The sequence below is a fragment of the Streptomyces sp. NPDC050508 genome, assembly GCF_040655155.1.
In the GTDB taxonomy this organism is placed as follows: domain Bacteria; phylum Actinomycetota; class Actinomycetes; order Streptomycetales; family Streptomycetaceae; genus Streptomyces.
This window is the reverse complement of record NZ_JBFAJJ010000006.1, coordinates 192,862-207,163: the sequence shown is the minus strand read 5'-3', so window position 1 is coordinate 207,163 and position 14,302 is coordinate 192,862. Positions and strand designations below refer to the sequence as shown.

The 14,302-nt window shown below is 69.4% G+C and carries 11 protein-coding genes; 8 read left to right on the top strand and 3 right to left on the bottom strand.

Annotated features, from left to right (window positions below; translation table 11 throughout):
• Positions 1 to 96: 96 nt before the first annotated feature.
• The 4 genes from AB0I69_RS19175 to AB0I69_RS19160 all read left to right on the top strand — a co-directional run bounded on the left by AB0I69_RS19175 (position 97) and on the right by AB0I69_RS19160 (position 6,464).
• On the top strand, positions 97 to 378 hold the full coding sequence (locus AB0I69_RS19175; protein WP_363096816.1) for an acylphosphatase: 282 nt from the start codon (positions 97 to 99) through the stop codon (positions 376 to 378).
• Between the two features lie 393 nt (positions 379 to 771).
• Entirely contained in the window at positions 772 to 972 is a 201-nt protein-coding gene (locus AB0I69_RS19170; protein WP_033282668.1) for a hypothetical protein, read from the top strand.
• A gap of 216 nt (positions 973 to 1,188) precedes the next feature.
• On the top strand, positions 1,189 to 4,794 hold the full coding sequence (gene smc, locus AB0I69_RS19165) for a chromosome segregation protein SMC (RefSeq protein ID WP_363096815.1): 3,606 nt from the start codon (positions 1,189 to 1,191) through the stop codon (positions 4,792 to 4,794).
• A gap of 248 nt (positions 4,795 to 5,042) precedes the next feature.
• A complete protein-coding gene (locus AB0I69_RS19160; RefSeq protein WP_363096814.1) occupies positions 5,043 to 6,464 on the top strand; it encodes a sugar porter family MFS transporter in 1,422 nt (473 codons plus the stop codon).
• A gap of 73 nt (positions 6,465 to 6,537) precedes the next feature.
• Here AB0I69_RS19160 and AB0I69_RS19155 read toward each other — a convergent pair whose 3' ends face one another.
• Positions 6,538 to 6,897 (bottom strand): hypothetical protein, encoded by a 360-nt coding sequence (locus AB0I69_RS19155; protein WP_363096813.1) that lies wholly within the window; start codon positions 6,895 to 6,897, stop codon positions 6,538 to 6,540.
• A 70-nt stretch (positions 6,898 to 6,967) separates the two neighbouring features.
• Positions 6,968 to 7,939, bottom strand: a complete 972-nt coding sequence (locus AB0I69_RS19150; RefSeq protein WP_363096812.1) for an LLM class flavin-dependent oxidoreductase — start codon at positions 7,937 to 7,939, stop codon at positions 6,968 to 6,970.
• 199 nt (positions 7,940 to 8,138) lie between these two features.
• Here AB0I69_RS19150 and ftsY point away from each other — a divergent pair, with 199 nt between their 5' ends.
• A complete protein-coding gene (gene ftsY / locus AB0I69_RS19145) occupies positions 8,139 to 9,341 on the top strand; it encodes a signal recognition particle-docking protein FtsY (protein WP_363096811.1) in 1,203 nt (400 codons plus the stop codon).
• Between the two features lie 155 nt (positions 9,342 to 9,496).
• Here ftsY and AB0I69_RS19140 read toward each other — a convergent pair whose 3' ends face one another.
• Positions 9,497 to 10,162, bottom strand: a complete 666-nt coding sequence (locus AB0I69_RS19140) for a bifunctional DNA primase/polymerase (RefSeq protein ID WP_363096810.1) — start codon at positions 10,160 to 10,162, stop codon at positions 9,497 to 9,499.
• 446 nt (positions 10,163 to 10,608) lie between these two features.
• Between AB0I69_RS19140 and AB0I69_RS19135 the strand changes: the two genes are divergently transcribed.
• The 3 genes from AB0I69_RS19135 (at position 10,609) to AB0I69_RS19125 (ending at position 14,291) form a co-directional block, all read left to right on the top strand.
• Entirely contained in the window at positions 10,609 to 12,093 is a 1,485-nt protein-coding gene (locus AB0I69_RS19135) for a hypothetical protein (protein ID WP_363096809.1), read from the top strand.
• A 531-nt stretch (positions 12,094 to 12,624) separates the two neighbouring features.
• Positions 12,625 to 13,956, top strand: a complete 1,332-nt coding sequence (locus tag AB0I69_RS19130) for an ammonium transporter (protein WP_363096808.1) — start codon at positions 12,625 to 12,627, stop codon at positions 13,954 to 13,956.
• Positions 13,953 to 14,291: a P-II family nitrogen regulator gene (locus AB0I69_RS19125; RefSeq protein WP_006379495.1), complete on the top strand. Its 339-nt coding sequence runs from the start codon at positions 13,953 to 13,955 to the stop codon at positions 14,289 to 14,291. The genes AB0I69_RS19130 and AB0I69_RS19125 overlap by 4 nt, the downstream gene beginning before the upstream one ends.
• The last annotated feature ends 11 nt before the right edge of the window (positions 14,292 to 14,302 follow it).

Sequence of the window (14,302 nt, the reverse complement as noted above, 5' to 3'; positions counted from 1 at the left end):
GAGTGAGTTTCATATGAGATTCATTGGGGCGGACGGTACCGCATGGCGCGAGGGGAGCAAGTGCCCAGAGAGGTTTTGGCCGGTTAGGTTGCAGCCATGAGCGAGGATGTGCGGATGGTCGCCTGGGTGCGAGGGCGTGTGCAAGGTGTGGGTTTTCGGTGGTTTACCCGTGCCAAGGCTCTGGAGATCGGGGGCCTGAGTGGTTTTGCTCTCAATTTGGGCGACGGACGCGTGCAAGTGGTCGCGGAGGGGTCGCGTGAGGGCTGCGAAGGACTCCTCGGCTGGCTCCAGGGGCACGACACGCCCGGGCGCGTGGATGGCGTCACCGAGATCTGGGACACACCGCGCGGCGGCTACGACGGCTTCGCGATCCGCTGAGCACATTCTGCGAAAGGGTGTAAAGCGGCCCTGGCGGAAGCGGAGGGACATGCCACCGGCAGCTGCCCACAGCAGAAATGACCTGGTGGTTGCCAAGAACGGCTCGCTCTGGCAGGCTCCGCACCTAAAGATGATCGCCGTAGTGTGAGAGGCCCCGCAGGAGTCGCAGCGCCGCCCCGTCCGGGCCGCGTGCCCCCGGGTTGCCCGCCAATACGGGGCGTGATCGTGTTGACCGTCAAACATTTTGGTGAGACGCTGAAAACCCCGCGCACCTTAGCTGTTTGGCATGGAAGAACAGCAGAGCAACCCTCAAGTATGTCAAGCATCGCGGGTGCGATTCCCTCACGACCCACACCGCTTCGGTCGGTCACTCAGTGTGGAGGACCATCCATCATGGCAAAGGCGCTTCTCGGTTACGTCGGCGGCTCTGACCCGCGACTCCTCGCCGAGATGCGACGGCTCCAGCAACGCGTCCAGGACCTGGAATCAGAGCTCGTTCGGATCCAGGACGAGAACGACGCGCTGACGGCTGCCGCAACTCACGATTCGCTTCTTGAGCTCGACGCACGCCAGGCGGAGCCCGCGCTCACCTGATCACTGCACCGCATCATGACAAGCAGTGGTTGGGCGGCCCGTATCAACCGCTAAGTTGTCAGAGTTTGCAAGGGACGCTTCGGCGTCCCTTCTTTCTTTCCCCCGCATGCCTCCACCCTCTTTAACGTTTGGTGTGCCCTGCACGTTCAAGGGCGAAACCGCGGGGAACCGGACGTTCATGGAGAGAGCAACCGGCGGAAGGTAGAGTCCAGCGGCGTGCACCTCAAGGCCCTGACCCTGCGGGGGTTCAAGTCGTTCGCCTCGGCGACCACGCTCCGGTTCGAGCCGGGGATCACGTGCGTCGTCGGCCCGAACGGCTCGGGCAAGTCCAACGTCGTGGACGCGCTCAGCTGGGTCATGGGCGAACAGGGCGCCAAGTCGCTGCGCGGCGGCAAGATGGAGGACGTCATCTTCGCCGGCACCACCGGCCGCCCCCCGCTGGGCCGCGCCGAGGTGTCCCTGACCATCGACAACTCCGACGGGGCACTGCCCATCGAGTACGCCGAGGTCACCATCACGCGGATCATGTTCCGCAACGGCGGCAGCGAGTACCAGATCAACGGCGACACGTGTCGCCTCCTCGACATCCAGGAACTCCTCTCCGACTCCGGCATCGGCCGCGAGATGCACGTCATCGTCGGCCAGGGCCAGCTCGACTCCGTACTCCACGCCGACCCCATGGGCCGCCGCGCCTTCATCGAGGAGGCGGCCGGAGTCCTCAAGCACCGCAAGCGCAAGGAGAAGGCGCTCCGCAAACTGGACGCGATGCAGGCCAACCTCGCGCGCGTGCAGGACCTGACGGACGAACTCCGCCGCCAGCTCAAGCCCCTCGGCCGCCAGGCCGCGGTCGCCCGCCGCGCTGCCGTCATCCAGGCCGACCTCCGCGACGCCCGCCTCCGCCTGCTGGCCGACGATCTCGTACGACTGCGCCAGGCGCTGAACACCGAGATCGCCGACGAGGCCGCGCTCAAGGGGCGCAAGGAAGCCGCCGAACTGGAGCTGCGCAAGGCGCTCCAGCGCGAGGGCCTCCTGGAGGACGAGGTACGGCAGCTCACGCCGCGCCTCCAGCGCGCCCAGCAGACCTGGTACGAGCTGTCCCAGCTGGCCGAGCGGGTACGCGGCACGATCTCGCTGGCCGACGCCCGGGTGAAGAGCGCGACATCGGCGCCGCCCGAGGAACGGCGTGGGCGCGACCCCGAGGACATGGAGCGCGAGGCCGCCCGCATCCGCGAACAGGAAGCCGAGTTGGAAGCGGCCCTGGAGGCGGCCGAGCACGCCCTGGAGGACACGGTCGCCCACCGCTCCGAGCTGGAGCGTGAACTCACCGCCGAGGAACGGCGGTTGAAGGACGTCGCCCGTTCCATCGCCGACCGCCGTGAGGGCCTCGCCCGGCTCAACGGCCAGGTCAACGCGGCCCGTTCACGCGCCGCCTCCGCCCAGGCCGAGATCGACCGCCTCGCCTCCGCCCGCGACGAGGCCCAGGAACGGGCGGTCACCGCGCAGGAGGAGTACGAGACACTCCAGGCCGAGGTGGACGGCCTGGACGCAGGCGACGCGGAGCTCTCCGAACGGCACGAGGTGGCCCGGGCCGCGCTGTCAGAGGCGGAAGCCGCCCAGGCAGCTGCCCGAGAGGCGTCCACAGCGGCAGAACGCCAACGTGCCGCCACCCAGGCCCGCCGCGACGCGCTGGCGTTGGGCCTACGGCGGAAGGACGGCACCGGGATACTGCTGGGCGCCCGCGACCGCCTCACCGGAATCCTGGGCCCGGCGGCGGAACTGCTGACGGTGACCCCGGGCCACGAGGTCGCCCTGGCGGCAGCCTTCGGCGCGGCGGCGGACGCGATCGCGGTGACGACACCGTCCTCGGCGGCGGACGCGATCCGCTTGCTGCGCAAGCAGGATGGCGGCAGGGCGGCGCTGCTGCTGGCAGGAGGCCCTGACCATTCAACGCCGCCCACTGAGGCGCCCCAAAGGGGCGCGGGGAACGGCGCGACCAGCCACAACGAACCCGCAGACGCCCAACGACCTTACGCGGCAGATCTGGTCCGCGCCCCCGCCGACCTCATGCCCGCAGTCCGCAGACTCCTCCAGAACTACGTCGTAGTCGACACCCTCGAAGCCGCCGAGCAACTCGTATACACACACCCAGAGTTGACCGCGGTCACCGCCGAAGGCGACCTCCTCGGCGCCCACTTCGCCCACGGCGGCTCCGCAGGCGCCCCCAGCCTCCTCGAAGTCCAGGCCTCCGTAGACGAAGCCGCCGCGGAGCTGGAAGAACTGGCCGTCCGCTGCGAGGAGTTGGCCGACGCACAGCAGGCCGCAACCGAGCGGCGCAAGGAATGTGCCGCGCTGGTCGAGGAGTTGGGGGAGCGGCGCCGGGCAGCCGAGCGCGAGAAGTCGGCCGTAGCGCAGCAGTTGGGACGGCTCGCCGGGCAGGCGCGGGGCGCCGCTGGTGAGGCCGAGCGGTCGACCGCTGCCGCCGCACGGGCACAGGACGCGCTCGACAAGGCCGTAGAAGAGGCTGAAGTGCTGGCCGAACGGCTGGCTGTGGCTGAGGAGATGCCGGTCGAGGAGGAGCCTGATACCTCCGTGCGGGACCGGCTCGCCGCCGACGGGGCCAATGCGCGGCAGACCGAGATGGAGGCGCGGCTTCAGGTCCGTACGCATGAGGAGCGGGTCAAGGGGCTTGCCGGGCGGGCCGATTCGCTGGACCGGGGAGCCCGAGCGGAGCGTGAGGCGCGGGCGCGGGCCGAGCAGCGGCTCGCGCGGTTGCGGCATGAGGCCGGTGTGGCGGAGGCCGTTGCCTTCGGGGCGCGGCAGTTGCTCGCGCACGTCGAGGTGTCCCTCGCCCGCGCCGACGAGGAGCGCACCGCCGCCGATGCCGCCAAGGCGCGCCGTGAGCAGGAGTTGGCCGCCGCCCGGAATCAGGGGCGCGACCTGAAGGGCGAGCTCGACAAGCTGACCGACTCGGTGCACCGCGGTGAGGTGCTCGGTGCCGAGAAGCGGATGCGGATCGAGCAGTTGGAGACCAAGGCGCTTGAGGAGCTGGGGGTGGAGCCGGCGGGGCTCGTCGAGGAGTACGGGCCGCATCAGCTCGTCCCGCCCTCGCTCGCCGCCGAGGGCGAGGTGCTGCCGGACGACCCGGAGGACCCGCGCAACCAGCCCCGTACGTTCCACCGCGCCGAGCAGGAGAAGCGGCTCAAGTCGGCCGAACGGGCGTACCAGCAGCTGGGCAAGGTGAACCCGCTCGCGCTGGAGGAGTTCGCGGCGCTGGAGGAGCGGCACAAGTTCCTCAGTGAGCAGTTGGAGGACCTGAAGAAGACCCGCGCCGACCTGCTTCAAGTGGTGAAGGAGGTCGACGAGCGCGTCGAGCAGGTCTTCACCGAGGCGTACCGGGACACGGCCCTGCAGTTCGAGGGCGTCTTCAGCCGGCTGTTCCCGGGTGGCGAGGGGCGGCTGATCCTGACCGATCCCGACAACATGCTCACCACGGGTGTGGATGTCGAAGCCCGTCCGCCGGGCAAGAAGGTCAAGCGGCTCTCCCTGCTCTCCGGTGGGGAGCGCTCGCTGACCGCCGTAGCGCTGCTCGTGTCGATCTTCAAGGCGCGGCCCAGCCCGTTCTACGTGATGGACGAGGTCGAGGCGGCGCTCGACGACACCAACCTGCAGCGGCTGATCCGGATCATGCAGGAGCTGCAGGAGGCCTCGCAGCTGATCGTGATCACCCACCAGAAGCGCACGATGGAGGTCGCCGACGCGTTGTACGGCGTCTCCATGCAGGGCGACGGTGTGTCGAAGGTCATCTCGCAGCGACTGCGCTAGTCGGGCGGCGGTACGTGCTGGCTACACCGGTCTCTACCTGCACTTCTTGAAGCCTTCAATTCTTGAACACAACTCCGCCTCTCTGTGCCCTCAACTTCACAGCTACCCGACTATTGACTTCGAAACTTGAAGGAATAGTCTCTGCAACGTTGTTCTTACCTTCAAGTGGTGGGCGGCTGAAAGCTGTGAGCCACTGGAAGGGTCGCCCCCCACACCGGCGGCGTTGCCGGTGGCCCGAGGAGTTACACGTGACCAGCACTGCGCAGGCACCTCAGTCAGGAGCCGGGACGGCTCATCCCGAACATCTCGGGCACGTCATCTTCATCGCGGCGGCGGCCGCGATGGGCGGCTTCCTCTTCGGCTACGACAGTTCCGTGATCAACGGCGCCGTCGAGGCGATCCGCAGCCGCTACGACGTAGGCTCCGCGGCCCTCGCCCAGGTCATCGCGATCGCCCTGATCGGCTGTGCCATCGGCGCCGCGACCGCCGGCCGCATCGCCGACCGCATCGGCCGTATCCGCTGTATGCAGATCTCCGCCGTGCTGTTCACCATCAGCGCCGTGGGTTCGGCGCTGCCCTTCGCGCTCTGGGACCTCGCCTTCTGGCGGGTCATCGGCGGGTTCGCCATCGGTATGGCCTCCGTCATCGGCCCCGCCTACATCGCCGAGGTCTCCCCGCCCGCCTACCGTGGCCGGCTCGGCGCCTTCCAGCAGGCCGCGATCGTCATCGGTATCGCGATCTCGCAGCTGGTCAACTGGGGCCTGCTGAACGCCGCCGGCGGCGACCAGCGCGGCAAGCTCATGGGCCTGGAAGCCTGGCAGGTCATGCTCGGCGTCATGGTGGTCCCGGCCGTCCTCTACGGCCTGCTCTCCTTCGCGATCCCCGAGTCCCCGCGCTTCCTGATCTCCGCGGGCAAGCTGAGCCGCGCGCACGACGTGCTGCGTGAGGTCGAGGGCGACGACGTCGACCTGGACGCCCGGGTCGCCGAGATCGAGCACGCGATGAAGAGCGAGCACAAGTCGACCTTCAAGGACCTGCTCGGCGGTGGCGGCTTCTTCTTCAAGCCGATCGTCTGGGTCGGCATCGGCCTCTCGGCCTTCCAGCAGCTCGTCGGCATCAACGTCGCGTTCTACTACTCCTCGACGCTGTGGCAGTCCGTCGGCGTCGACCCCACGCAGTCGTTCTTCTACTCCTTCACGACGTCGATCGTGAACATCATCGGCACCGTGATCGCCATGATCTTCGTGGACCGTATCGGCCGTAAGCCGCTGGCCCTCATCGGCTCGGTCGGCATGGTCGTCGGTCTCGCGCTGGAGGCCTGGGCCTTCTCCTACCACCTCGTCGACGGCAAGCTGCCCTCCGCGCAGGGCTGGACCGCGCTGGTCGCGGCCCACGTGTTCGTCCTCTTCTTCGCCCTGTCCTGGGGTGTCGTGGTCTGGGTCTTCCTCGGCGAGATGTTCCCGAACCGGATCCGCGCCGCTGCCCTGGGCGTCGCCGCCTCCGCGCAGTGGATCGCCAACTGGGCCATCACCGCGAGCTTCCCGTCACTGGCCGACTGGAACCTCTCCGCGACCTACGTGATCTACACGGTCTTCGCCGCGCTCTCCATCCCGTTCGTCCTGAAGTTCGTGAAGGAGACGAAGGGCAAGAAGCTGGAGGAGATGGGCTGACCGGGCCCTCCCCGCAAGCTCGGGGAGACGGGCTCCATCCCCCGCCGCCCGTCTCCCCGAAACCACCTCTCAGTCACCAGATGAGGACACCGCCGCCGATCTCCCGGGCCCGGAGAGCGGCGGCCTCGATGTTGTCCAGGCGGCTCTCGACCAGGTCGGGCCGCTCGCCGACCGCCGCGGCGACAGCTTCCAGATGCGCCCGCAGCAGCCCGAGCTCGCGCAGGAATTCCGGCACGTCCGAGGCCTCGACGTACAGGTCGCTGGAGGCCAGCACGGGAAGGTACACGCAGCCCAGCGCGCGCACGGGCGCCGAACCCCACACGGTCTCGCGCCAGTTCTCGAACCCGGCCGAGTCGTTGCACCCCTCCGGAACGTCGAGCACGTTCCACTGGCCGTCCGCGTCACGCAGGAACACATCCACAGCCAAGGTCATGACCGCAGTGGACCACCGGTCGACCGGCCGGTCCACCGGTTGCGGGTAAAGGTCACCCTCCGAATCGGGGTCACTCCCCGAGCCGCGGCAGCACCTGCTCCGCGAACAGACGCAGGCTGCGCCACCCCTCGTCCACCGGCATCCCGCCCGACAGCGGATGCAGTACGAGGTTGTCGAGCCCCAGCGCCACGCACTCGTCCGGCGTGAGGATGCGGTAGACGCCCTCCGCGCGCAGCTCGGCCACGGTCGTGGCCCCCGACTTCACCGCCGAGCGGATGTCCCCGGACTGCCAGGACGCGTACGTCCGTGCCTCGTGCAGGAAGTGCGCCCCGTACTCGGCCCACGCCCGGTCCGGGTCCTCGGCGATGTGCAGCAGCGGGGTCTCCGCGCCCGGCATCATGGTCCAGCCCTCGGTGCCGTACTCGACGAGCCGGTCCTTGTAGTACGCCTCCAGGTCGGGCAGGTGCGCGCTGGGGAAGAACGGCAGGCCCAGGCGCGCGGCCCGGCGGGCAGCGGCCTTGGAGGAGCCGCCGACCAGGAGCAGGGGGTGCGGGTCGGAGAAGGGGCGCGGGGTGACCCGTACCGTACGGCCCCGGTACTCGAACTCCTCGCCGGACCACGCCTTCAGGACCGTCTCCAGCAGCTCGTCCTGGAGCCTGCCCCGGCGCTTCCAGTCCACGTCGAACTGGGCGTACTCCTCGGGCCGGTAGCCGATCCCGGCCACGGTCACCAGCCGGCCGCCGCTCAGCAGATCGAGTACGGCGATGTCCTCGGCCAGCCGCAGCGGGTCGTGCAGCGGGCCGATGACCGCCGAGACGGTCACCGCGATGTGCCGGGTCGCGCCGAACACCGCGCCCGCGAAGGCGAAGGGCGACGGCAGCCAGTTGTTGGCGACGCCGTGGTGCTCCTCCGTCTGGACGGTGGTGATCCCGCGGTCGTCGGCGTACGCGGCCATCTCCAGGGCGGCCCGGTAGCGGGCGCTCAGCGAGGCGGGGGTCGCGCCGGGTTCGACGAGGTTGAAGCGTACGACCGAGACGGGCATGGGAGGTCCCCCTTCGTGTGTGGTGGGGGACGGTAGCTGACGGTGCATCAGATGGCCATGGTCGTGACTACGTCCAGATGGCCATCGCCATGGCTACGGTCGTCCCGGCCGCGTGGGGTGTGTGGGATGCGTGGCGCCGACGCCCCGGCCGCGCCCGCGCTGGGCCCCGGCGAGACCCATGGCTGATACTGGGTGGGTTATGGAAACCGTCATCCTTGCTGTAGTCATCGCCGTGGTCGTGCTCGGTGCGCTCGGCGGGCTCGTCGTCGGCAGCCGGCGCAAGAAGCCGCTGCCCCCGCCGCCCACCTCCGTGCCCGACATCACCGCCCCGCCGGCCGAGCCGCACGTCGGCGACGAGGCCGAGACGCCGCGCGACGAAGCGCGCCGGACGATAGAGGAGGTGGATCTTCCGGACGGCTCGGCCCCGGTCGCCGTCGAGGAACCCCCCGTACTGGATGTCCCCGAGCTGGATGTTCCCGAGCCGACCGCCGGACGGCTCGTCCGGCTGCGGTCCCGGCTCTCCCGCTCGCAGAGCGCGCTCGGCCAGGGGCTGCTCACGCTCCTGTCGCGCGAGCACCTCGACGAGGACACCTGGGAGGAGATCGAGGAGACCCTCCTCACCGCCGACGTCGGCGTGGCCCCCACCCAGGAACTGGTCGACGGGCTGCGCGCACGCGTGAAGGTGCTCGGCACCCGAACCCCGCAGGAGCTGCGCACACTGCTCCGCGAGGAACTGCTCAAGCTGGTCGGCACCGACGTCGACCGCGCGGTGAAGACCGAGCCCGAGGACCGCAAGCCCGGCATCGTGATGGTCGTCGGGGTCAACGGCACCGGCAAGACCACCACCACCGGCAAGCTCGCCCGCGTCCTCGTGGCCGACGGGCGGACCGTCGTCCTCGGCGCCGCCGACACCTTCCGGGCCGCCGCCGCGGATCAGCTCCAGACCTGGGGCGAGCGGGTCGGTGCCCACACCGTGCGCGGGCCCGAGGCCGGGGACCCCGCCTCCGTCGCGTTCGACGCGGTGAAGGAGGGCAAGGAGATGGGCGTCGACGTCGTCCTCATCGACACGGCCGGGCGGCTGCACACCAAGACCGGTCTCATGGACGAGCTCGGCAAGGTGAAGCGGGTCGTGGAGAAGCATGCGCCGCTCGACGAGGTGCTGCTGGTGCTCGACGCCACGACCGGGCAGAACGGGCTGGTGCAGGCTCGCGTCTTTGCCGAGGTCGTCGACATCACCGGCATTGTTCTGACCAAGCTGGACGGGACGGCCAAGGGCGGCATCGTGGTCGCCGTGCAGCGGGAGCTGGGTGTGCCGGTGAAGCTGATCGGGCTTGGTGAGGGTGCGGATGATTTGGCGCCCTTTGAACCGGAGGCGTTTGTTGACGCCCTTATCGGGGACTGAGCGCTCCGCGGGGTGGGCGGTTTTTTGGCTGCGGGTCGGTGGGGGCTGGTCGCGCAGTTCCCCGCGCCCCTTTGGGGCGCGCTGTAGTCAGCCCCCTTCAGAGAAGTGCCCTTCTCCAACTCGTAGTTGGAGAAGGGCACTTCGTCGTTTACGACCTATGCGCGCGACCTGTGTGCCACGTACGCCAGCGTGCCCAGCAACAGTCGTGCCGCCGGTGGCTTTGTCGCCGAGTCGAGGGCGGGGGAGCGGAGCCAGCGGACCGGGCCCAGGCCGCCTCGGTCGGAGGGTGGGGCGGTGATGTGGGTGCCGGGGCCCAGGCCGCGGAGGTCGAGGGAGGTGGGGTCGTCCCAGCCCATGCGGTAGAGGAGTGAGGGGAGTTCGGCGGTGGCGCCGGGGGCGACGAAGAAGTGGGCGCGGTGGTCGGGGGTCGCCGCGACCGGGCCGAGCGGGAGGCCCATCCGCTCCAGGCGGGCCAGCGCGCGGCGACCGGCGGGCTCGGCCACCTCGATCACGTCGAACGCGCGCCCCACCGGCAGCATGATCGAGGCGCCGGGCAACTCGGCCCAGGCCTCGGTCACTTCGTCGAGGGTGGCGCCCGCCCGTACCTCTGGCGCGAAGGTCAGCGGATGCGCGCCCGGCGTGGGGCACTTGGTGTCGCCGCAGGAGCACGCGCCGCCCGCGGCCCGCGCGCCCGCGACCACGTCCCAGCCCCACAGCCCGGTGAACTCGGCCACGGCCGTGCACTCCGAGGAACGGCCGCGGCGGCGCGTGCCGGACCGGATGTCGCGGATACTCCGACTGCTGCCGATCGTGAAGCCCATGCCCCCTCCAACGGGTCCGGCGCACCGGTGGTTACGAGACGGATGCGGAACGTCACTCTGTGTTCACGCCTGCCCCGCGCCGCATGGTCCAGGCAGCGCCCGGGAGCGGTCCGGGTGGTGTGCTCGACGGTGCGCGCCCCTGCGTGCACCGCTCCGCCCACTTCCGGCCGTCCTATGTCAAGTGAATCGTGTGCGGGCAACCGTAGGTTCATTCGAAGGGGTGGCGAATGGTGGCGTTTCCAGGATCGCCGTGGCTGGACGGGTGATCGTAGGATTACTTTGAGTGCACAAGTCCTCGGGGCACATGCGCTTGTGGGTATGCCGGAGGCAACTCGTCATCTCGTTCGAAGGGTGACAAGTGCGGGACGGGAAGCCGTATTTACCGGCATTCTGATAGGGCTTGGCGCACAGCGGCGACAAGTGGTTCCAGGGATGGGGGCGTTCCAGTGGGCGGCAACGGCGGAAGCGGGACGACCGCGACCAGTACGGACAAGCGCCCCAATGAGCTGCTCGGCTCGTGGTTCGTGCGCAGCGGCTGGTCCAAGGGTGAGCTGGCGCGTCAAGTGAACCGCAGGGCACGGCAGTTGGGGGCCAACCACATCTCGACGGACACCTCGCGCGTGCGCCGCTGGCTGGACGGCGAGAACCCGCGCGAGCCGATCCCGAGGATCCTCTCGGAGCTGTTCTCCGAGCGCTTCGGGTGTGTCGTCTCGGTCGAGGACCTGGGCCTGCGCGCGGCCCGCCAGGCGCCGTCCGTGTCCGGCGTCGACCTGCCCTGGACGGCCCCGCAGACGGTGGCCCTGCTCAGCGAGTTCTCGCGCAGCGACCTCATGCTGGCGCGGCGCGGCTTCCTCGGGACCTCGCTGGCCCTGTCCGCGGGACCGACGCTCATCGAACCCATGCAGCGCTGGCTCGTCCCCGGCCCCGCGGCCCACCTGCCGGAGCCCGAGCCCGCGAGCGCCTCCCGGCATCAGGGGCGGCTCTCCCCGCCGGAGTTGGAGCTGCTGGAGTCCACCACGGAGATGTTCCGCAAGTGGGACGCCCAGTGCGGCGGCGGTCTGCGCCGCAAGGCGGTCGTAGGGCAGCTGCACGAGGTGACCGACCTGCTCCAGGAGCCCCAACCCGAGGCCACCAACCGCACGTTGTTCAAGGTCGCCGCCGAACTCGCCGAGCTGGCGGGCTGGATGTCGTACGACGTGGGCCTGCAGCCCACCGCGCAGAAGTACTTCGTCCTCGCCCTGCACGCCGCCAAGGAGGCGGGCGACAAGCCGCTCGGGTCGTACGTCCTCTCCAGCATGAGCCGCCAGATGATCCACCTCGGCCGGCCCGACGACGCGCTGGAGCTGATCCACCTCGCGCAGTACGGCAGCCGGGACTGCGCGAGCCCGCGGACCCAGTCGATGCTGTATGCGATGGAGGCCCGCGCCTACGCCAACATGGGCCAGCCCGGCAAGTGCAAGCGGGCGGTCCGGATGGCCGAGGACACCTTCGGGGACGTACACGACTGGGACGACCCGGACCCGGACTGGATCCGTTTCTTCTCCGAGGCCGAGCTGTACGGCGAGAACTCGCACTCCTATCGCGACCTCGCCTACGTCGCCGGCCGCAGCCCCGCCTACGCCTCGCTGGCCGAGCCCGTCATGCAGCGGGCGGTGGACCTCTTCTCCAAGGACGACGAGCACCAGCGGTCGTACGCACTCAATCTCATCGGAATGGCCACCGTGCACCTTCTGCAGCGGGAGCCGGAGCAGAGCGCGGTGCTGGCGACGGAGGCGATGACCGTCGCCAAGAAGGTGCGCTCCGAGCGCGTCAACACTCGTATCCGAAAGACCGTCGACACGGCGGTCCGGGACTTCGGCGATCTCGCCGAGGTCGTCGACCTCACCGAGCGCCTCGCGATCGAGCTCCCGGAGACCGCCGAAGCGGTCTGAGCACCCCAAGCCCCGGCCGCGGCCGGCCTTCCCGAACCGCCCGACTCGGCTCCCCCATGCCAGGTCATCGGAAGGCCGACCGCGGCCGGTTCCACATGTCGTATTCGAAAGGCCGTCCGCGCGGTGGTCCGCGGCGTCGGCGGTCCGGCCGGAATCGTCGACCGCGCCGAGCGGCTCGCGGCCGAGTCGCGGAGGACCGTCGAAGTGGTCCGAACCCCATGCCCCGGCGGCGACCGCCCCTCCCGGACCGCCGGACCCGGCGTCCCGTGCCAGGTCAGCGGAAGGCCGCCCGCGGCCGGTTTCGTACCGTCGGGGAAGGTTGCGCCACGATAACGATCGCGCGGCCGGAGATCCGGCGGTTCATCGACGCGTAACACACGCGGCGCCTTCGTCACTCCGGTGAAACATCGAGGGGCTTCGACGGAAACCGCGCTACGCCAATCTCATGGCGCATAACCGGACCCCCCGCCTTGACCGGACCGCATACAGGCTTCGCCCGCACGGGGCCGTACAACCGACGAGGAGACGCCGATGGCATCAGCCGCCATCACGCTTGCCGCTGAGGCACCCAAACTGTCCTCCGCGAACACAGGCTTCATGCTGATCTGTTCTGCCCTGGTGCTGCTCATGACACCGGGACTCGCCTTCTTCTACGGAGGCATGGTCCGCGTCAAGAGCACCCTGAACATGCTGATGATGAGTTTCATCAGCATCGGGATCGTCACCATCCTGTGGGTTCTCTACGGCTTCTCGCTCGCCTTCGGTTCGAGCAACGGCTTCATCGGCTACGACTCCCACTGGCTGGGAATGAGCGACGTCGGCCTGACGGACCTCTGGCCCGGCTACACCATCCCGATCTTCGTGTTCATGGTCTTCCAGATGATGTTCGCGGTCATCACGCCGGCCCTGATAAGCGGTGCGATCGCCGACCGCGTCAAGTTCTCGGCCTGGGCGCTCTTCGTCGCCCTGTGGCTCACGGTCGTCTACGTCCCGGTCGCCCACTGGGTATGGGGCGCCGACGGCTGGGCCTTCAAGCTCGGTGTGATCGACTTCGCCGGTGGTACCGCGGTCCACATCAACGCCGGTGCCGGCGCCCTCGGCGTCATCCTGGTCATCGGCAAGCGTGTCGGCTTCAAGCGTGACCCCATGCGTCCGCACAGCCTTCCGCTGGTCATGCTCGGCTGCGGTCTGCTGTGGTTCGGCTGGTTCGGCTTCAACGCCGGTTCGTGGCTCGGCAACGACGACGGCGTCGGCGCGCTGATGTTCGTCAACACCCAGGTCGCCACCGCCGCCGCCATGCTCGCCTGGCTCGCCTACGAGAAGATCCGCCACGGCGCGTTCACCACGCTGGGCGCGGCCTCGGGTGCCGTCGCCGGTCTGGTCGCCATCACCCCGTCCGGTGGTGCGGTCTCCCCGCTCGGCGCTATCGCCGTCGGCGCCATCGCCGGTGTCGGCTGTGCCGCGGCCGTCGGCCTGAAGTACAGGTTCAACATCGACGACTCCCTCGACGTCGTCGGCGTCCACATGGTCGGCGGTATCCTCGGCTCCCTGCTCATCGGCTTCTTCGCCACCGGCAAGGGCCAGTCCGCCGCGACCGGCGTCTTCTACGGCGACCACTCCTTCACCCAGCTGTGGAAGCAGTTCGCCGGTGTCGGCGCGGTCCTCGGCTACTCCCTGGTCGCCTCCGCGGTCCTCGCCTTCCTCATCGACAAGACCATCGGTATGCGGGTCACCGAGGACGAAGAGGTCGCCGGCATCGACCAGGCCGAGCACGCCGAGACCGCATACGACTTCAGCGGCGCCGGCGGTGGCATCGGCAGCTCCGCTCTCGCCGCCCCGGAGACGAAGAAGGTGGACGCATGAAGCTCATCACCGCCGTCGTGAAGCCCCACCGGCTCGACGAGATCAAGGAAGCCCTGCAGGCCTTCGGGGTCCACGGTCTGACGGTCACCGAGGCGAGCGGCTACGGTCGTCAGCGGGGACACACCGAGGTATACCGGGGCGCCGAGTACACGGTCGACCTGGTCCCCAAGATCCGCATCGAGGTGCTGGCCGAGGACGACGACGCCGAAGGCCTGATCGACGTCATCGTCAAGGCCGCCCGCACCGGCAAGATCGGTGACGGCAAGGTCTGGTCCCTCCCGGTCGAGACGGCCGTCCGGGTCCGGACCGGCGAGCGCGGACCGGACGCGCTCTAAAAGAAACGAAC